The organism is Paenibacillus sp. RC84 (assembly GCF_041260495.1).
Lineage (GTDB): Bacteria > Bacillota > Bacilli > Paenibacillales > NBRC-103111 > Paenibacillus_F.
Map to the genome: position 1 here is coordinate 425,384 of NZ_JBGBYL010000004.1, position 18,461 is coordinate 443,844.

Consider the following 18,461-nt stretch of genomic DNA (forward strand, 5'->3'; position numbering starts at 1 on the left):
ACGAGGTTAGCTATGGTCGGAATCAGTCATGTGCATTATGTGTTGGGCGATTACAAACCTTTGACGGAGATCCCGGAGATGGATACGTCCAAAGAAAATTTAGCCAAATTCCGGATCAACGGGGTCCGTCAATATTGTGGGTCCGATAAGACCATGTACCAGCTCGCGCTGGAGACGGCCACGGCTACTCTGGAAAAAAGTGGATTGGACAAAAGTTCGGTCGGCGCCGTTTTCTTCGCTACCGGCAATCATCACTGCAAGGAGCTGCACGAAGAGGATTTTGCCGGGCGGCTTCTAGACGAGCTTGGACTTGGCAGCGCGTTTTTTTACGGGGTATTCATGCAGTACTGCGCAAGCGTTGCGGCAGCTCTTCAACTGGCGGGGCAGTTTGCGGAAGCGAACGGCACGAACGTCCTGCTCGTGAGCGCGGATAAAATCCTCGATTACGGACCTATCGTGCGCATCATCCCCGGCGTGATCGGCCTGCACAGCGATGGAGCCGTTTCCTGCATCGTGACGGGCCGGAATCCCCAGTTTACGATGACTCCTTTTCAGACGCTTCAAGATTCTTCTTCATGGCGGCTGATGTACGGCCAGGAGAAGAAAGGGCTGCAGGACAGTTTTCTTACGAATTCCCGTCTTGTCATCTCGCGGGTTCTCGAAGCGAACAACCTGCCGAAAGAGAGCATTCATCATGTGGTGACGAACAATTTTAATTTCACGATTTCCAAAAACCTTTCGGTGTACTGGGAAATTCCGTACGAAAAATTTTTCAGCCTGAACATCCCGAGAACGGCTCACTGTCCGGCCGGAGACGTGTTTATCAATCTTCTGGATATGAAGACGGCTGGAATTATTTCCAGGGGAGATTCCATCCTGACGTTCTTTCCGGCTCCCCATTCGTGGATGGGAACGCTATTGACTAAAAATTGAAGGAGCTGAGCCCATGACGTTGAGCGTTTTTGATGAAAAGTCAATTTATGGTGCGGATTATTATCTGGCCGGTTCCAAGAACGAATTTCTGATCCTGGAAGACCGCGAAGGAAGACGGAAGCATTATATCGACTGCATGAGCGCCTACGCATCGGTGAATTTCGGTCACTGCAACCCGGATATCGCTCCGTTCCGCGAGCTGCGCTCGGATATTGCCGCCTGCTTTTACCCGAAAGAAGCGGAGCAGTATGCACAGTGGCTTCTCGGCAAGCTCAAGGCTCCCGGCTACGAGCTCCTGTTTCAAGTCGGCGGCAGTATGGCCGTATCTACGGCACTTTCCATCGGCCAGCGCGTGAGAGAAGGCAAAATCGCCTATCTCAAAGGCTCCTTCCACGGACTGGGCCTTGATGCGCTTGCCGTTACGAGTGTGCACAAAAATTTTGCCTTGCAGCAAACGTCCCTGTTGGGCGAGCTTGAAAAGCACTGCATCGAAATCGAGCCGGGGCAGACGGATATTCCGTGGGAGACGATTTCGACTTTTATCTATGAGCCGGTGCAGGGAGCCAACGGCTACATCCCCCTCCCGGCGAAGTGGCTGACCGATACGGCCGCCGAAGCCAGGCGGCATGGTGTAGTCGTCGTTTCCGATGAGATCCAGTGCGGCTTTTACCGTCACGGTCACCTCAGCGTGTCCTGCCATCTCGGAATAGAAGCGGACATTTACTTGTTCAGCAAGTCGATGACCAACGGGCTGTATCCGTTCTCCGCCGTCGTATACCGGGGCTCGTTGAAGGAATCGATCCCGGGCTCGCTGTTTCTCGCGCATACGTTCCAGACTTCGTCGCTGGGCTGCTTCGCGGCCATGGCGGTCGCCGAATATATCGACGCCAGCCGACCCGAAGAGCTGTGCGGCGAGATCGAGGCTCTGATCCGCGAGCATTTTCCATTCGAGCTTCCGCTGCTGCGGGACGTTCATCTGACGGGTCCGACGCTCTCCTTCGAAGTCGAAGGGGTTTCCGGGAAGTCCATCGTCCAGCAGTGCCTCGAACGCGGAATTTTGATTTTCACGGGCGGCCCTGCCGGACAACGAATCCGTTTCGCCCCGCCTTTGACGATTGAGAAGACGAATCTGGTGTACGCCATCAAACAGCTTGCCGATGTGCTGACGCACGCAGGCGCGGTTCATACCCTATAACCCTGAAGGAGTGTGCTGAACATGATTACGGAAGAGAAGGGCATCGACTTATCTACGATCGAGCAGGTCAGACACCAGTTTGCCAACATCGGCTGCGCTCAGCTTAACGATGCTTCCCAGAAGTATACCGTTCCGTTTCCGACGACATTTCAGAACCGGACGCGTCATCTTAAGCTGTGCGGGCCTGTGTATACGGTCAACACGGACAACGACATGCTGCCCGGTCTGGAGGCGCTCAGCAAGGCACCTCAGGGCAGCGTCCTGTTTTTGAACAATGTGAACAAACGTTCCGAAGCGCTCGCGGGAGATATTTACGTCCTTGAAGCGATCCGCCGGAAGCTGGGCGGTCTTGTCATCAACGGCGCCGTCCGGGATATCGACGATATCAACAAGCTGGACTTTCCCGTCTTCTCTACGGAAGTCACTTACGTATCGGCCAAAACGGCGGTTAAGCCTGCGACGAAAGTACCGGACACGGTTCAGGCCGGGGATATCGTCATCGAGCCGCAGGACTGGATTTTCGGAGATAACGACGGGCTGCTGCTCATTAAGCGCAAATATTTAAACGCGGTTCTTCAGGGAGCCCTTTATGTCGAACAGAGGGAAGAAGAATTGAAGAAAGAAATTTTAAGCGGCAAAAGCATGGCCTCCCTTACGGGGCTGGACGATTATCTCGCCGGCAAGGGACCGCTGAAATTTGATGTCTAGGGCGGGATTTCGCATCCGTCCGGTTATTCTTCCATTTCCGTTAGAAGAAGGGGAATAAAACGATGTATATCAAAGAAATTGTCGCGCTTTGGTTAAAACGGATGGGCATCCATACGGTCTTCGGAATCCCCGGAAGCTATGTGCTTCCGATGATCGACGAAATTTCGCGCAAGGAAATCCGGTTTGTGCTTTCTCAGCACGAGTACGGTGCGGCGCTGATGGCGGACGGTTTTGCCAAAGCCGGCGCAGCACCCGCCTGCGTCATCACGACGACGGGGATAGGAGCCACGAATGCGCTCAGCGGCATTGTGAACTCTTTCACAGATTCGCAGCCCGTTATACTTCTGACCGGTCAGGTTCCCATATCGACTTACGGGAAAGGCGCTCTCCAGGAGTGCGTCGGCGAGGGGCGCACGTTCGATCTGGAAGCTTTGATGTCCAACGTGACCAAGTATTCCAAATTGATCGAGTCTGCAGACCACCTGCTCGATACATTGAAGGAAGCGGAGATGCACCTGTGGTCGGGTCGCAAAGGGCCCGTACATGTTTGCATACCGATTGACGTTCAGTTCACGGAAATACATTTTGAAGGGTTTGAGCCGTTCGCCTTCCCGAAACCGACTGAAATCGTTGACGCGGCCGGAGAAGAAGTGAGCCGGCTCGGAAATCTGCTGAAAGAATCGCAGAAGCCCTTGCTGCTGCTCGGAGCCGGCGCAAACTACAGCCACAACGAAGAAGTCGTCGAACAGATTGCCGACCTGGGGATTCCGGTAGCCACGACGCTCAGAGGAAAGGGGATTCTCAGCGAGAATCATCCGCATGCGCTCGGCTGTACGGGGCTGCACGGGAAATCGGCCGCCAATTATTATTTGTACCGGGAAGCGGATCTCGTCATCGCGGTCGGCGTGTCCATGAGCGAGTTTACGACGCAGGGTTGGGACTCCATCTTCGATAAAGTTCCGCTGGTGCAGGTCGACATCGACCCGAAGCAGATCGGCAAAAACTACAAGGTGCGCATAGGCATTGCTGCGGATTCGGAAACTTTCCTGCTTGCTCTGTATGATCTGCTCGAGGACGCTTCGTGGGAGAAAGCGACGGCGGCGCTGCGGCAGTCCAAGCACAAATTTGCCGATGCCGACCGCGAGAAGGATTTGTCTTACGTCTCCGTCGTCGAAGGCAAGCTGCATCCGGTGCAAGTCATCGAAACGCTCCAAAAACTGCTTCCGCTCGACAAAACGATCTGGGTAACGGACCCGGTCTCGTGGACCGAAACCCACTTGCTTTCGAAAGGCGCGGGCACGTATATCGAAGGCTTGAACGGTGCGGCTATCGGGTATGCGCCTCCGGCCGCGATCGGCGCCAAATGCGCCAAACCCGATTCGTATGTCGTCTCGATCTTCGGTGACGGCGGCTTCCGCCAGACGGCGCTGGAGATGGCGACGGCCACGTCCCACGAAATACCGGTGCTCTGGCTCAACTTGAACAACGAGAAGTTCGAGTCCATCAACAACGCGCAGAAATCGTACTACAAAGGCAACGTGGTAGGAACGTCGTATAAGCCGATTGACTATGTGGCCTTTGGCGAGTCGATGCTGATCGATACGATCCGTGTGACAACGGTAGAGGAGCTTCAGGAGGCGGCGAAATCGTTTCTTCATGAAGAGCGGCCGCTGCTTCTCGACATCCAGATCGTGGGTTCGGTCGTATCCGCGCCTAAATTCAGACAGCTCGCCAGGTATAAAACGTGGAAGCTCACGACAAGCCGGAAGTCTTCCGAGGATATGAAAGAAATCGTCAGTTATTTTCTGAAAAACCGGTATTAAAAAGCGGGGTACGTACGAAAGGAGACGCGCTTATGAGCGGTGGAATAACGGAAAACAGAGCCAGACTGGACGGTTCCGCGGCGAGTGTGCGGAGCGTGTTCGACGCAAGGACGGTGGGGTCCTCGCACCGGAGACTGGCTGAGCTTCTCGAGCCGGGACAGTCGGTACTCGATGCCGGCTGCGGGACTGGAGCCATTACGAAAGGCATCGCGGAGGCGGTCGGTGAAGAAGGCCGTGTCGTCGGAATCGACAATAACGAAGGACTGATCTCTTACGCCCGGGAAACTTTCGGCGGGCAGGCGCCGCTTGCCTTCGAAACGGCGGACATCCACTATTTGCCGTACAGGGGCGAATTCGACATCGTGACGACGGCCCGCGTGCTTCAATGGCTGGCCGATCCCCGGCAGGCGCTCGGCCAGCTCATCGAAGCCGCAAAACCGGGCGGCCGCGTGATCGTGCTGGACTATAATCACGACAAGATCAGCTGGCAGCCGGAGCCGCCTCCAAGCATGAAGGCCTTCTATGCGGCCTTTCTGAAATGGCGTTCCGATGCGGGAATGCGCAACGGGATAGCCGACGAGCTTCCCGGCGTTTTCGCGGACCTGGGGCTCGTGGATATCCGGAGCAGCGAACAGCACGAAACCGTGACGCGTGAAGACGGGAACTTCCTCCAGCAAGCCGGAATCTGGGCGGACGTTGCGGCAACCCGCGGTGTCCAGATGGTTGCGGACGGTTACTTGTCCGAGCAGGAACGGGCGGCCGCCGAAACCGAGTATCGGCAGTGGGTGGAGACGGAAGCGGTCTCTCAGACGATGTATATGCTTGCCGTCGAGGGAGTTAAGCCGGAATAGTCCCAGCCGAAACGGACCGGGGGCTGCCTGGCAGGCGGTCCCCGGCAGAGGTCGGCGGAGATTTTTAAGCGGGAGGGAGATATGGACAATCGGATAACGATCTTGGATACGACTTTGCGGGACGGCACGCAAGGAGAAGGCGTCAGCCTGACAGTCGAGGATAAGCTGAAAATCGCAAAACGGCTGGATATGCTGGGTATTTCTTTCATCGAAGGAGGCTGGCCCGGCAGCAATCACAAGGATGTGGAATTTTTTGTCCGCGCCAGAGAGTTGAATCTGCAGCAGGCCAGAATTACGGCATTCGGCTCCACCAGGCGCAAGAACAGCTCGGCCGAACGTGACGCGAACCTCCGGCAGCTGCTGGATATCGGGGTAGGCTCGGCGGCGATTTTCGGTAAATCGTGGGATTTTCAGGTCCAAACGGCGATCCAGACGACGCTTTCCGAAAATTTGAACATGATCGAGGACACGGTCCGGTTTCTTAAACGCAGCGGAATCGGTGTGATCTACGATGCGGAGCATTTTTTCGACGGCTACAAGAGCAATCGCGCTTACGCCATGTCGACCATTCGCAAAGCTTACGAAGCCGGGGCCGACTGGATCGTTCTCTGCGACACGAACGGAGGAACCCTTCCGCACGAAATCGCGGCGATAGTCGCTTCCGTGAAAGAACAATTGGACTGCCCGCTCGGCATTCATGCCCATAACGATTGCGAGCTCGCCGTGGCGAATACGATTGCCGCCGTCATGGCGGGTGCCGCACAGGTGCAGGGAACGATCAACGGCTACGGCGAAAGATGCGGCAACGCAAATCTCATCTCGGTTATTCCGAACCTCCAGCTCAAGCTGGGTCTGCCGGTTATAACCGCGGAGCAGCTTGCCGGACTTACAAGTACGGCGCGTTATGTGAGCGAGATTGCGAACATGCATATGCCCGTCAATCAGCCTTTTGCCGGACATGCGGCCTTTGCTCACAAGGGCGGTGTCCATGTCTCGGCTATTTTGCGCGATTCGAGCACGTATGAGCACATAGCGCCCGGACTGGTGGGGAACAGGCAGCGGGTTCTGGTTTCCGAGCTTTCCGGCCAGAGCAACCTTGTTTTCAAGGCTCAGGAGCTCGGTCTGGAGCTGGAAGCGAACAACCCGAATACGAAGATCCTTATCGAACGTGTCAAGGAGCTTGAGCATCAGGGTTACCAGTTCGACGGAGCCGACGCTTCCCTAGAGCTTCTGATCCGGAGTGTCCACGGGAATCTGGAAGAAATCCTAACCCTGGAGTCGTTTAAAATAACCGTCGTCAAATCCGTCGATCAGGCGATTTTGTCCGAAGCGGTTGTGAAGGTCAAGGTACACGGAGAGTCGGTGTACAACGCCGCCGAAGGCAACGGGCCGATCAATGCGCTGGATAACGCATTGCGCAAATGCCTGATGGAGCACTATCCGAGTCTTCAGACGATGCACTTGTCGGACTATAAGGTCCGCGTGCTCGACGATAAAGACGGTACCGCCACGAAAGTCAGGGTTCTGATCGAATTCTCGGACCGCGAAGAAACCTGGAGCACGGTCGGCGTCTCCGAAAACATCATCGAAGCCAGCTGGCAGGCTTTGTGCGACAGCATCCGCTATGCGCTGCTGGATGTCAAGCCTGCGCTGAACAAGCGGGCCGAGGGAGTTAAAGAAGCCGTCGGTCTCGTTAATCACTGACATACTAGTCAAACGGATAGAGAGAGGTGAGCACCATGTCTACGAAACAATCCAAAGAAGGGGAAGCGGCTCATGCTTCCGGTGCCGGGATTCAAGGACCCGAACAGACCCGGATGCCGCTGGCCGTTTATTTCTTGGCTGTGAGTATTTTCATTATTTGTACCGCCGAGCTTCTGCCGATGGGGCTGCTGCCGCAGATTGCCCGGGATTTCAACATGAATGTGTCGAGCGCGGGACTGCTCATTACGGTTTACGCACTCGGCGTCGCGATCGGCGGCCCCCTGATTACGGCCGCGACGGGAAGAGTCGAGAAGAAAAAGCTGTTGATCGCACTGCTTCTCCTGTTCGTTGCCGGATCTTTGATCAGCGCGGTTACGACCAACTATTATCTGCTGATGGTCGGCCGGCTGTTCTGCTCGTTTTCCCACGGGACGCTTGTCGGTGTGGCCATCGTGGTGGTCCAGCGGCTTGCGCCTCCGGGAAAAGAAGGCAGCGCCATTTCCTATTTAACCGTGGGTTTGACGGTAGCCACCATATTGGGCGTTCCGGTAGGAACCTTTATCGGTAACAGCTACGGCTGGCGGATGTCCTTCTATGCCTTGACGATTGCGGCTGCTATCTGTGTTATCGGAATGGCATGGCTCGTCCCAACGATCAAGTCCGGCAAAGCCGTCGGAATGGCTAAACAAACCCGTGAAATTTTCCGTGCCAAACCCCTTGTCGCCTTGATGACGACGGTTTTCAGCTCGGGCGGTTTGTTTGCCGGTTATACGTATATCGCGCCTTACCTTGAAGAAATTACAGGCTTTACCCCAACGGCGGTTTCTCCCATTATGCTCGCGTTCGGGATCGGTTCCGCCATCGGCAACATCGCCAGCGGAAAGCTGGCGGATAAGGGCCTGATGAAAACATTACTCGGTTCGCTGGCAGCCATGATCATCACGATGACGGCCTTCGCCCTGCTCGGGCAGGTGCCTATCCTGGCGGTGATTTTCTCCTTCCTCTGGGGACTGACCGGTTTCGCTATCGTAACACCGTTGAATATGCTTGTCCTGCGGAAAGCCGGAGACGCTGCGGATCTGGCGGCTTCTCTCAATATTTCCGCCTTTAATGTAGGCAGTGCCATCGGAGCCGCAGTGGGCGGAGTTGCCATCAATACCGCGCTGGGACTCCGGGGAGCACCATTGTCCGGCGTAGCCATCGGTTTGATCGGCGTCCTGTTCGCCGTTACGCTGATTTGGATGGACCGCAAATCAGCCTGGCGGCAGACCGTAACCAAAAGCAGCACCTGAACGAACGGTGGATCAGTTGGGGACTTTTAGACGGGAAGGAAGTGTGGCGGAATGAATGATTTCAAGAAGGAGCAGGGCAAGCCGCGCAAAGCAATCGTCATCGGCAACAGCATGGCCGGAAAACTGGCGGCTCGGGTTCTGTCCGATTACTTCGATACAGTGACGATTATCGAGCAGGACCCTCAGCCGGAGGGGCCTTACCCTCGTAAAGGCACACCGCAGAGCTATCATACCCACGGGCTTTTAAAAAGCGGAGAAAATACGCTCGACAAGTTTTTTCCCGGTATTATGCAGGAGCTGGAGGGGCACGGTGGCGAAAGGCTCGATTTTATCCGGGACATTTCCTGGGTTTATCAGAACTTTCACTTTGTCCGGTTCAACAGCGGATTCGAGGTTGTTTCCCAAAGCCGGCCTCTGTTGGAATGGCGAGTTCATCAGCGGCTGCTGCAGCGCTCCAACATCGAATTCGCTTATTCGCACAGAGTCGTTCAGTATATCAGCAGTCCCGGCGAGAACCGCTTTACGGGTGTCGAGACGGAGAATCTGGTTACCAAGCAATCCGAGCGTCTGGAGGCGGACCTGATCGTCGATGCGGCGGGTTCGGCGACTAAAACGCCGGATCAGCTTCTGAAACACGGCTTTGACGCCCTCTCGCAATCCGAAGTGCATATCAATCTGGCTTATGCCACACGGATGTACGAGCGCGATCCTTCCGTAAGCCATGATTACAAGTCCGTGATCGTTTTTCCGAATCCGCCGGAAGTGTCCAAAGGCGGGCTGACATTCCCGATTGAAGGCGACCGCTGGTCCGTTACCCTCGTCGGATACGGAGACGGAAATCATCCGCCGCGCGATGACCAGGGATTCCTGAATTTCGCCAAGTCCCTTACACATCCGCATTTGTATGACCATATCAAATCGCTTAAACCGGCCGGCGATATTCATGTGTACCGGTTTCCGAGCCAAGTGCGCCGGCATTACGAAAAACTCGACCGTTTCCCGTCAGGACTTGTCGTCATCGGGGATGCCTTTTGCCGGTTTAACCCGGTTTTCGGGCAAGGCATCAGCATCGCTTGCCTGGAAGCGCTGGAACTGCAGAAAGTTATGCAGGAAGTGCGTGCGGGCAAGATCAAGGCCGAAGCGATTCCGGTCGCTCTTCACAAGCGGTTGTCGGCGCTCGTTGAGCCTACGTGGATGACGGCGACCTCCGATGCGTTCCTCTATCCGAATACGAAAGGAAAGAAGCCGGGGGGCCTCGGTTTTATGCAGTGGTACGTCCGCAGGCTGTACCGTCTGTCGGAGTACGACCAGGACGTGTACGGGAAGTTTATCCGCATCCTGCACATGGTAGAAAAACCGACCGAACTGTTTAAGCCGGCGATGATTTACAAAGTCATGCGGGCCAAAATGCCCAAGCCCGATAAAAGGCCGCCCGGCAGTCCTGTAAACCGGGATCGCGAACAAACCTTATAATCCGTATTCGTTTGAGTTATAAACGGACGACTAAACCGAATGAACGGGGGAACTTAAATGAGCACCATTCGTCATCTGGTTTTATTCAACTTGAAGCATGAGGAGGGTTCGGTCGAAGCGGAAAAGTTTCTGAGCGACGGAAGAGAACTGCTTGCCTCCATACCGCAGGTGCAGAAGCTTCAAGTTTTACGGCAGATCAGCCTGGAAAACGACTATCAGTACGCGTTCTCGATGGAGTTTTCCAGCCAGAGCGATTATGACGAGTATACAGCCGTTCCGCGGCATATCGAGTTTGTGGAGCAGAGGTGGCTGCCGGAAGTGGTACGTTCCTTTGAAGCGGATTTCGAAGTGCACAGCTAAACTCCGGCAGGCAGCGCAGTCCGATTTGTACGGAATTTCAAAAGAAGCACCTTTCATGACGGTCGTAAGAAAAACCGGATTGAAGAGGTGCTTCTTTTTGCTGCCGGGACGGGAGGACCTATAAAAGTTAGAACTGTTTGACCAGCGGGTCTTTTGGTATTCTCGGCATGAGGGAGACGTTGAAGGAACGTTACTTCCAGGCGAAAAATTTATCGATTAACGACGAACACGCTGATATTGCCGTTAAAAAAGGGGGAGCACCTATGAAAGATAGAGAGGGGATTAAGAGAAAACGGATCTGGAGCTTTATTCTTTCCAAGCTGGCCGCAGCCGGTACATTGTTCAGCGTTTTTGTGATCATAGCCCTTGAAGATGATGCGGGCTTATACCAAATTTCGGAAGCCGCGAGGTTTCCCTATCTTTGGTGGCTTGTTTATGGATATGCCGTTATGTATTCCATTCTTGTCGAGCTGATTCTGCTCAAATTTTTTCCGCAGGCAAAGGTTGGGGTAAGGATGGTCGTTTACGGTGCCGGAGGATTTGCTCCGTTTGTCGTGTTTTTTTTCAATCCCAATTATATAGCGATTCCCGGACTAATCGGTTCGGTTTGCGCGCTTTTTTTCTATGTGGCGGATTCATTGTACAGAAGAACGAAGTTAATGTCGGCGGTGGCAGGACTAGGTATACCGGCTGTTCTGCTTATATTTGCAGGGGGCGATTTCACGGAGACGAAACAGTGGCGGGAGATTCGGACCCATTCGTCTTACGAGGTAAGCTTTGCCTATTTCAACGGGGAAAAAGCTGTTCCGGTTCCTATAAAACAGGGAGAAACAGCTCTGTTAACCTATTCGTGGACGATGAAAAACGGCGGATACGGAGTCCGGTTTACGGACGTAAAGCAGGTGCCCGGAGATCCGCCTGGAGATAACAAAATCCGCATCCGCGCACCCGAATCCGGCATTTCCACCCTTATTCTTACAGGAGATCACGCGGAAGGAACGTTCCGGGTGGAATGGACGGCAGAGTAGGACGCGTCCAGTCTATGCGGATGCCGATTCAAGTTTCGGACTTGAAGGACTTGCCTTTCTCCGCATCCAAGCCGAAGTAATGCCGGAAGCTGTAAATGAGCGGATTCCATGCGGCCGGGTTCACATAATGTTCCCCCAGCACGATCCGTTCTTCGGCGTGAACGGCGCGGGACTCGGTTTCCACGATGCAAAAGCCGTCGCTCGGGTGCACCTGAACGAGAGCGGCTTCGATTTGCAGGGGACATTCCTGAATTCTCTGGGGTTTCACGCATGTGGACGGAAGAGGGGTGAAGCCGGCAACCGCAAACTTGTCTCTCTCGAACCGGTATAACTCGCGTTTATTGTCCGGGAGGGGGGATTTGCCGGTCAGCGGGGCCAGCTTCTCAACTTGTTCCCACAGCGAGCTGTCCGGCAGGTTGATTACGCATTCACCTGTTCGGGACAAATTTTCAATCCCTTTTCCGCCGTTTCCGATGCCGAGAATAATCCGGCTGCCGAGCGCCCAGGCGGACGACAACGGGGAGATATTCGTGCTTCCGTCCTCGCTCAAAGTGGTGAGGAGAACGACCGGCGTTCCGAAATAAAGAATTGAAGGCCGAATCGTCCGAAACGTTTCCTGTACTTCTTGTTTGATCATTCTTATCACCTCGCAAGAAGTATACATGATGTACTATTCGGCCCCCATCGAATTATTCATGCAAGCTCAGCACGTTTTCACGGGAGATTCAGGTCTACCCCTAAATGCCTCAGCCCGTCTCGCCCTGTGTCCGTGATCCGGACGGCCCGCCCGCCGGGAATCCGCTCGATCCATTCCCGCCGGAACAGCTGCTCCGTCAAGGCGGCGCCTAGGCTTCCGGCGATGTGGTACCTGCGTTCGCTCCAGTCCAGGCAGCACTTGGCGAATTGTCTCCGGCTTCTGCGGAGCTCCGCGCAGTTTATGCCGAAGGCTCGGAGAAAGGTTTCGCCTTTCTCCGTAACCGTAAAGTCGCGGCCGGACTGGCCGATGACGCCCGTCTCAAGCAGGCGGTCCGCCAGCGCGACTCCCGCTTCCCCCGCGAGATGGTCGTAGCAGGTGCGGGCGAAGCGCAGATGATTAAGCCGGTCGTGCTCCCGCAGCGACTTGACCGGCTTTGGCCGCGCCAGTGTATTCAGCGCTTCAAGCGCATCGGCGACCTCCGGGCCCGCAAGCTTGTAGTACCGGTGGCGCCCCGAGAGCTCGACCGTGAGCAGGCCGCCTTCCACCAGCTTGGCCAGGTGCGAGCTGGCCGTCTGGGGAGTGATGCGGGCGGCTCCGGCCAGCTCGCTGGCCGGCATGCATTTTCCGCTCAGAAGCTCCAGCAGCATCTGCATTCTCGACGGTTCTCCGATTAAGCCTGCTAAGGCTATCGTATCTGGTGAAGCTTTCATGTTCGCGTCCCTCCCATGCAGTTGCAGATCCTATTTCTACAATAGCACATCCACTATTCGGCCGGGATCGAAATTTAACCATGCTGTACAATAGTGGTTTGAAATCTCTTGGAGAGGCGATGCAGGTAGAGAGATAAGAAAAAAAGAGCCTAGGGAGGCTCTTTCGAATAATTAACCTTATTAAATAAAGTTCTTAGTTAATGAGGTTAATTAATATTTTTGATGAGTGCGATTAATTATAGTCGATCAGCCTCTCAAAATTTCTTTCACTGTCCCATAAATGGCCGCGTTACCCGCTAAAATTCAGAAATTTTATGCAAAAAAGTACGCCACCGTTTTCGTTTCAAAAACCAGGCACAGCCGCTGGCTGCATCTGTCTCTAATTACAGCGGCAGGGTAAGAATGTGCTGGGGACCCAGCGGGCCGATCTTGGTCCGCCCGTGATCCTCGAACCCGCATTTTAAATACAAATTCCGTGCCGGAATATTTTTCATATTGACCCCGAGGCCAACAATCCGAGCCAGAGGAAACTGTTTTCTCACAAAATCGGGGAGGAGAAGCAGTCCCTGCTTGGCGTAGCCTTTTCCCTGTTCCGCATGGTTGACGGAGAAAGCTCTCAGTACGATAGTCTGCGGGTCGTCCGAGTACAGGGCGATTTCTTCGCCGTCGTATAAGACAAAAAAACCGACCGGTTTCGAATCGGCCAAAATGACAACCGGATAGCGGTGAGGATCTTGGGCAGCCACCGTCAGCACTTCATGAGGCAGGGCGCTGAACTGGAGCTGCTCGTCCGGCAAATAAAAGGAACGGAGTCCGTCGTTGTGCTCGGTTTTGTAAAAATCCAATAGAACGGATGATTTTGCGGCAGAAGTTGACATGATATCTCTCCAGTATTCATTGGGAATAAGCGCCTGAACCAACCCCAAGGCAGCACTCTTTACAGAATATCACAGCACAAAATGAATTTATATGGAGAGCTTAAGTAGAATCGGAGAAAACATTCAGTTTATTCAGTGATTTGGAATTTTTTTTTGCTAAATTTAATTCTCACATAAACAATAACTGCGTAATAAACGGGCAGAGCATCCACCAACACCCAAAACAGGACGATGGAAAGGGAGTTCATATCGGTCAGAAAACGGGTCGTGTCCCGGGAATATTGAAGTGCCGCGACAACTGCGGTTCCGCCCAGGAGAGGAAGGATCGCTTTTCTCGTTTGAAATTTAAACAGCTGTGCCGCACATTTGGTTGCTACATACAGGAGAAACGCATCATGAATGAACATGGAGGTCGTCCACAAACCGATCAGCAGGGGGTCCGCATTGCCGAGAAATCCGCTTAACGTTGAACTTCGGATCAATTCGAGCAGGGGATACTGAATGCGTCTTCCGTAGTAAGAACCGAAATTAAACAAAGTCAGCATCCACTGCAAGGAGACGGCAAACGTCACGAGCAGACAGGCCGAGAGGAGGTTGCGAAGCGTTTTAGGCCCGAATTTCAGATGAGGCACCATAAATAAAAAAACGAACCATTCGCCAAACCAGGAAACGGCGGTAAAGGTATCCCGGAACGCCAAGCCCATTTTGTGATGGGTCCATAAAGCGGGGAACATTTGAAAATTGGCGTTCGCCGTAAACAAGCCCAAAATGATGGCGATCCCGAGTAGCGTAATGAGGAAAAGCCCGTCCGCCATATAGACAATCGAGACAAATCCCCAGCGCGCCGTAATCACGATCACCAGTCCGATGATAAGCTGCAGGAACCATTGAGGCGTTTCTCTCATATAAATCGATCCGTAGAACAGCGTAAAGCTTTCGAGATCAATAGAAACGTAATAAACGCACCAGTACAGGACAACGAACAGAAAGAAGCGGTGCGGCCATTTTCCGATCATTTGTTCACCGGATTGAACCCAAGGCACGCCAGGGCTCAAGCGACCGATATAGACCGTGCAGCAGAGGAATAAAGCGCTGATAAGCCCTCCCAGAAGCAGGGAGATCCAGCCCTGATAGCCGGAGGTTGAAATCAGAGGGGTAATAAGAAAAGCGATCGGCTGAGAAATCATGTAAATCGTTGCAAACCGGAACGTCTGCCAGGACGTTGAGCGCATGCGATCACCTCCTTCAATCAGAAATAAGAAGCTTACTCCAGCCAGCCAAGCAGCAGATGCATGAGCTGATTGGGCTGGGGCCACCACGTAAAGACGGAGGCCAGAACGCTCCAACAGCCCAGCACCGAGAAAAGCACCCAGAATTTGACGGTGTCGCCGGGAGGTTTGGGGTTGGTTCTAACCCATTCCAGTAAGCCGATAGCGAAAAAAGCCACAGCAATCATAGCGGATTTTCCTTCCCGTAGAATGAAGGACCGGATTGGGATTGTTAAGATTGGATTCCGGTCTGTTTCACATTTATCTCGCATTTAAATTCGATATCGAGGTCGTTCTTATAATAATCGGTCCAGTTTTCCCGCTTCTTCTCCCAAAATTCCGGATAATTCCAATCAAGCAGCATGCCAAGCTGCAGGACATCCGACTTTGCTTGCTGTGTTTTGCTGAATGCGCTTTTCAACTGTTTTACGATTTTCTCACGCAGCTTCTGTTCAAGGATAGTTTTCATTTCATTCTCTTCGCGGTTCATGGGATCCCTTTTGTGGATCAGATCTCCGTCGCCTGTAAGAGTCAGCGTGAACCGGGGACCGTCCGGCCCCATCCGGACCGATTTTTTGCTCGTCAATTGATTAAAGAGGATATCCGCCTTACTTTGGCCGTCGTCCCAGGATAGGGTGTAAACTTGCCTGCCCAATCTGCCCAAGGCCCAGGCTATGGCTCTGCCTTCCGCACTCGGAAGTACCCCCGTGAGCTTATCGTTGTTATATAAGGCTACTCCTTGAATACCCGCCCAAGGCTCGGCCTTTTCGTTCTCGCTAGCCATTTTCATTACGCCCATAGACAAGTAATTGGTTGCGACCCCCTGACCGGAAGCTTCCGCTATCAAGCACTCCTTGGCGCTCGTATCCAGCATCGCTCGTTGCTGGGACATTTTGAGCATCACTTCCGCCGGCATCTTTTCGTAAACGGGCGTAAGTTCCGCTATCTCTCTTGCTTTGCCCGGGGCCGTATTCACAATTGTGCTGATATGAAAAGTAGGTTCTCTTTGCATCCAGCTCAGCAGATCTTTGATCCCGTTCTCCGCGTATTGTCTACCGACAGTAACGATCCGGGTGTGCCCGAAGTTAATTTTCCTGGTCAGATCTCGCTGAATGAGCATGAGGGCTTGCGGAATCGAAGTGCCTTGCTTGCTGATAATGGCGTATGGTTGTCCTTGGGAAGTGCCGCTGCCGGCCTGTTGACCGGACGTAAGGCGGTTCGGCAGCGGGCTGCTGATTGTAACTTCTACCTTATCGGGAGTTTCCCCCTGATCGATGTATATGGCAAAAATAAACGTTTGTTCGTCGATTTCGACCTTCGACCAGCAGCCTGTCGTCAGCAGCAGGGGAAGCAGAGCAAGGAGAATCCTTATCCGGCTCATGTTATTTCTGCCTCCTGAAGTTTCTGTCGGTGTACGCTTTGGAACGCTTGGTCATAAAAGGCGAAGGCACACGCATGAAGATGTCCTTCCAGTCTCTGAGCACCTGAGGCGCCAGCGGACTCAGGTAAGGGGCACCGAACGACCTTAGGCTCGTGAGATGACCGTACACGATGAAGGCGGCGATGAAAACACCGATCAGACCTGTCGTACCGCCAAGCAGCAGGAGCGGAAAACGCAGCAGACGCAAAGCCAGTCCCAGCTCGAAATGGGGAATGATGTAGGACGCAATCCCCGTGATGGATACAACGATGACCATGGGAGCGGATACGATCCCCGCTTGTACAGCCGCCTGTCCGATTACGATGGCGCCGATGATGGAAATCGTCTGGCCGACCGGCTTCGGAATGCGCGTCCCGGCCTCGCGCAGCCCTTCGAAGGTCAGCTCCATGACTAGAGCCTCCGTCAGTGCGGAGAACGGAATATTCTCGCGGGCCGCCGAAATCGTAAGCAGCAGATCCGACGGGATGATTTCGGGCTGAAACGTAGTGATCGCCACGTATAACGAAGGCAGGAGCATCGAAATCAAGGCAAAGAAGATCCGCACCAGCCGTATCCAGCTTGCCGATAAATAGCTCTGGTAGTAATCCTCGGAAGACTGGAGCAGGGAGAAGAGCGTCACGGGTACGAGAAGCGCGGACGGTGTCCCGTCCTGCATGAGAGCGACACGTCCTTCCAGCAAGGAAGCGGCGACGGAGTCCGGCCGTTCCGTATATTGGAATTGAGGGAAGGGCGTTTTGTTTCCTTTCTTCATTTGTTCCGAAAGGTAGCTGATCCCGAGTACCCCGTCGATGGAAATTTCTCGGATTCCCTTATCGAGATCTGTTAAAATTTCCGGCTTGCAGAGTCCTTCGATATAAATCATATAGACAGTCGTCTGCGTATAAGTGCCCACGATATATTTAACGGTTTTCAAATCCGGGTGCTTGATTTTATGCCGGAGCAGGGACAAGTTACTGACGATATCTTCGATAAATGCCTCTTGGGGCCCGATAACGACAAGCTCGTTCTGGGACTCGGAAACCGCCCTTTTCTGATACTTGACCACATCGAAAACATAAGCGCAGCCCAGGCCTTCGATGCAGAGCGCCGCTTTTCCGTGCACGATTTCCCGGACGGCATCCTGGGAGGCATAAACCAGCTTCGCGGGCAGCGGGAACAAAGTCCCTTCGTCCAGCAGTTGAAGGAATTCGTCCCAATCATGGTCGCCCTGGGCTTCGGTAATGAGAGCGGAAGCGACCTTCTCTTGAAGTGTCTTCACATCGACGATCGATTGGATATAAATGAGCACGCAGGAGCGTTCGTATAGGAGAAAAGGCTGATAAATCGTATCCTCGCTTCCCGCGAGAAGTTGTTGTATATTTTCGTACATCAGACCTTTCATTTCCACGCGTACCCCTCCTTTTTATTCGTCCGATATCCTTTTTCTTTAGAATGCGGAAATATCTGCAAGTTATGCAGGAAAGCCGGACAAGCTTAAGGAAGGCTAGGCTGACAAAAGTTTGGATAACCTGCTATCGAGGCGCCTGCGTAAAGCAAAAACTCCCTTGTCATAGAAACAAGGGAGTACTGGTTAGTCGCCTTCAAGGAAGGCAGGGGCTGGGGATCAGTCCGCGGCAGGCATTTTCCTGGCCGATACGGACAGCCGGTTCCAGGCGTTTATGACGACGATGGCCATAATTATCTCGGATGTCTGAACTTCATCGAAATAAAGACGGACTTCGTCGTAAACGTCGTCCGGGACATGGGTTTCGGCAACGAGCGTAACGGCTTCCGTCAATGCGAGCGCCGCACGTTCTTCCGGCGTGAAGAACGGCGTTTCGCGCCAGGCGTTCAAGGCGTAAATTCGCTGCTCGGTTTCCCCGTGTTTACGCGCGTCTTTCGCGTGCATGTCGATACAGAAGGCGCAGCCGTTCAGCTGGGATGCGCGTATTTTGATCAGTTCTTTCAGCGATTTGTCCAAGCTTGTGGAACCCAAGTACTGCTCCAGCCCCACCATGGCGGCATAACCTTTCGGAATCAGCTGATCCATTTGAAGACGGGTTTTCATCTTATATTCCTCCTCCTATTTGCACTCAGACCTATAACAGATAAGGAGGCCGT

The 18,461-nt window shown here is 53.7% G+C and carries 18 protein-coding genes; 10 read left to right on the forward strand and 8 right to left on the reverse strand.

What is annotated here, in order from left to right:
• The first annotated feature begins 12 nt into the window (after nt 1–12).
• The 10 genes from ABH899_RS12155 (at nt 13) to ABH899_RS12200 (ending at nt 11,367) form a co-directional block, all read left to right on the forward strand.
• Complete coding sequence (locus ABH899_RS12155; protein WP_369996392.1) at nt 13–933, forward strand: 3-oxoacyl-ACP synthase; 921 nt, start codon at nt 13–15, stop codon at nt 931–933.
• A 13-nt stretch (nt 934–946) separates the two neighbouring features.
• Nucleotides 947–2,128 carry an aminotransferase class III-fold pyridoxal phosphate-dependent enzyme gene (locus tag ABH899_RS12160; RefSeq protein ID WP_009673740.1) on the forward strand — a complete coding sequence of 394 codons (1,182 nt, stop codon included), beginning with the start codon at nt 947–949 and terminating at the stop codon, nt 2,126–2,128.
• A 21-nt stretch (nt 2,129–2,149) separates the two neighbouring features.
• Nucleotides 2,150–2,836, forward strand: a complete 687-nt coding sequence (locus ABH899_RS12165; RefSeq protein ID WP_369996393.1) for an RraA family protein — start codon at nt 2,150–2,152, stop codon at nt 2,834–2,836.
• 62 nt (nt 2,837–2,898) lie between these two features.
• Nucleotides 2,899–4,659 carry a thiamine pyrophosphate-binding protein gene (locus ABH899_RS12170; RefSeq protein ID WP_369996394.1) on the forward strand — a complete coding sequence of 587 codons (1,761 nt, stop codon included), beginning with the start codon at nt 2,899–2,901 and terminating at the stop codon, nt 4,657–4,659.
• Between the two features lie 32 nt (nt 4,660–4,691).
• Nucleotides 4,692–5,510: a methyltransferase domain-containing protein gene (locus tag ABH899_RS12175; RefSeq protein ID WP_369996396.1), complete on the forward strand. Its 819-nt coding sequence runs from the start codon at nt 4,692–4,694 to the stop codon at nt 5,508–5,510.
• Between the two features lie 81 nt (nt 5,511–5,591).
• Nucleotides 5,592–7,214 (forward strand): citramalate synthase, encoded by a 1,623-nt coding sequence (gene cimA / locus ABH899_RS12180; protein ID WP_369996397.1) that lies wholly within the window; start codon nt 5,592–5,594, stop codon nt 7,212–7,214.
• 35 nt (nt 7,215–7,249) lie between these two features.
• A complete protein-coding gene (locus tag ABH899_RS12185) occupies nt 7,250–8,506 on the forward strand; it encodes an MFS transporter (protein ID WP_369996398.1) in 1,257 nt (418 codons plus the stop codon).
• A 51-nt stretch (nt 8,507–8,557) separates the two neighbouring features.
• Nucleotides 8,558–9,979: an FAD-dependent oxidoreductase gene (locus ABH899_RS12190; protein ID WP_369996400.1), complete on the forward strand. Its 1,422-nt coding sequence runs from the start codon at nt 8,558–8,560 to the stop codon at nt 9,977–9,979.
• Between the two features lie 57 nt (nt 9,980–10,036).
• The gene (locus tag ABH899_RS12195; protein WP_369996401.1) at nt 10,037–10,339 is read left to right on the forward strand and encodes a Dabb family protein; all 303 of its coding nucleotides are present in this window, start codon (nt 10,037–10,039) and stop codon (nt 10,337–10,339) included.
• Nucleotides 10,340–10,602: 263 nt separating this feature from the next.
• A complete protein-coding gene (locus ABH899_RS12200; RefSeq protein WP_369996402.1) occupies nt 10,603–11,367 on the forward strand; it encodes a hypothetical protein in 765 nt (254 codons plus the stop codon).
• 28 nt (nt 11,368–11,395) lie between these two features.
• On the opposite strand, the gene ABH899_RS12205 is transcribed toward ABH899_RS12200, so the two are convergent.
• The 8 genes from ABH899_RS12205 to ABH899_RS12240 all read right to left on the reverse strand — a co-directional run bounded on the left by ABH899_RS12205 (nt 11,396) and on the right by ABH899_RS12240 (nt 18,408).
• Nucleotides 11,396–12,004, reverse strand: a complete 609-nt coding sequence (locus ABH899_RS12205) for a flavin reductase family protein (RefSeq protein ID WP_369996404.1) — start codon at nt 12,002–12,004, stop codon at nt 11,396–11,398.
• A gap of 77 nt (nt 12,005–12,081) precedes the next feature.
• On the reverse strand, nt 12,082–12,774 hold the full coding sequence (locus ABH899_RS12210; protein WP_369996405.1) for an ArsR/SmtB family transcription factor: 693 nt from the start codon (nt 12,772–12,774) through the stop codon (nt 12,082–12,084).
• 383 nt (nt 12,775–13,157) lie between these two features.
• Nucleotides 13,158–13,652, reverse strand: a complete 495-nt coding sequence (locus ABH899_RS12215) for a GNAT family N-acetyltransferase (protein WP_369996406.1) — start codon at nt 13,650–13,652, stop codon at nt 13,158–13,160.
• A 128-nt stretch (nt 13,653–13,780) separates the two neighbouring features.
• Nucleotides 13,781–14,884 carry a GerAB/ArcD/ProY family transporter gene (locus ABH899_RS12220; RefSeq protein WP_369996408.1) on the reverse strand — a complete coding sequence of 368 codons (1,104 nt, stop codon included), beginning with the start codon at nt 14,882–14,884 and terminating at the stop codon, nt 13,781–13,783.
• A 32-nt stretch (nt 14,885–14,916) separates the two neighbouring features.
• Entirely contained in the window at nt 14,917–15,108 is a 192-nt protein-coding gene (locus ABH899_RS12225) for a hypothetical protein (protein WP_369996409.1), read from the reverse strand.
• A 44-nt stretch (nt 15,109–15,152) separates the two neighbouring features.
• A complete protein-coding gene (locus ABH899_RS12230; RefSeq protein ID WP_369996410.1) occupies nt 15,153–16,301 on the reverse strand; it encodes a Ger(x)C family spore germination protein in 1,149 nt (382 codons plus the stop codon).
• A gap of 1 nt (nt 16,302) precedes the next feature.
• Nucleotides 16,303–17,748 (reverse strand): spore germination protein, encoded by a 1,446-nt coding sequence (locus ABH899_RS12235; RefSeq protein ID WP_369996412.1) that lies wholly within the window; start codon nt 17,746–17,748, stop codon nt 16,303–16,305.
• A gap of 216 nt (nt 17,749–17,964) precedes the next feature.
• Nucleotides 17,965–18,408: a carboxymuconolactone decarboxylase family protein gene (locus ABH899_RS12240; protein WP_369996413.1), complete on the reverse strand. Its 444-nt coding sequence runs from the start codon at nt 18,406–18,408 to the stop codon at nt 17,965–17,967.
• Between the last annotated feature and the right edge of the window lie 53 nt (nt 18,409–18,461).

Coding starts and splice junctions, on each gene's coding strand:
- ABH899_RS12165 (WP_369996393.1), top strand. CDS start 2,150: ATGATTACGGAAGAGAAGGGCATCGACTTATCTACGATCGAGCAGGTC.
- ABH899_RS12175 (WP_369996396.1), top strand. CDS start 4,692: ATGAGCGGTGGAATAACGGAAAACAGAGCCAGACTGGACGGTTCCGCG.
- ABH899_RS12215 (WP_369996406.1), bottom strand. CDS start 13,652: ATGTCAACTTCTGCCGCAAAATCATCCGTTCTATTGGATTTTTACAAA.
- ABH899_RS12230 (WP_369996410.1), bottom strand. CDS start 16,301: ATGAGCCGGATAAGGATTCTCCTTGCTCTGCTTCCCCTGCTGCTGACG.
- ABH899_RS12185 (WP_369996398.1), top strand. CDS start 7,250: ATGTCTACGAAACAATCCAAAGAAGGGGAAGCGGCTCATGCTTCCGGT.
- ABH899_RS12190 (WP_369996400.1), top strand. CDS start 8,558: ATGAATGATTTCAAGAAGGAGCAGGGCAAGCCGCGCAAAGCAATCGTC.
- ABH899_RS12170 (WP_369996394.1), top strand. CDS start 2,899: ATGTATATCAAAGAAATTGTCGCGCTTTGGTTAAAACGGATGGGCATC.
- ABH899_RS12220 (WP_369996408.1), bottom strand. CDS start 14,884: ATGCGCTCAACGTCCTGGCAGACGTTCCGGTTTGCAACGATTTACATG.
- cimA (WP_369996397.1), top strand. CDS start 5,592: ATGGACAATCGGATAACGATCTTGGATACGACTTTGCGGGACGGCACG.
- ABH899_RS12195 (WP_369996401.1), top strand. CDS start 10,037: ATGAGCACCATTCGTCATCTGGTTTTATTCAACTTGAAGCATGAGGAG.
- ABH899_RS12240 (WP_369996413.1), bottom strand. CDS start 18,408: ATGAAAACCCGTCTTCAAATGGATCAGCTGATTCCGAAAGGTTATGCC.
- ABH899_RS12160 (WP_009673740.1), top strand. CDS start 947: ATGACGTTGAGCGTTTTTGATGAAAAGTCAATTTATGGTGCGGATTAT.
- ABH899_RS12155 (WP_369996392.1), top strand. CDS start 13: ATGGTCGGAATCAGTCATGTGCATTATGTGTTGGGCGATTACAAACCT.
- ABH899_RS12210 (WP_369996405.1), bottom strand. CDS start 12,774: ATGAAAGCTTCACCAGATACGATAGCCTTAGCAGGCTTAATCGGAGAA.
- ABH899_RS12205 (WP_369996404.1), bottom strand. CDS start 12,004: ATGATCAAACAAGAAGTACAGGAAACGTTTCGGACGATTCGGCCTTCA.
- ABH899_RS12200 (WP_369996402.1), top strand. CDS start 10,603: ATGAAAGATAGAGAGGGGATTAAGAGAAAACGGATCTGGAGCTTTATT.
- ABH899_RS12225 (WP_369996409.1), bottom strand. CDS start 15,108: ATGATTGCTGTGGCTTTTTTCGCTATCGGCTTACTGGAATGGGTTAGA.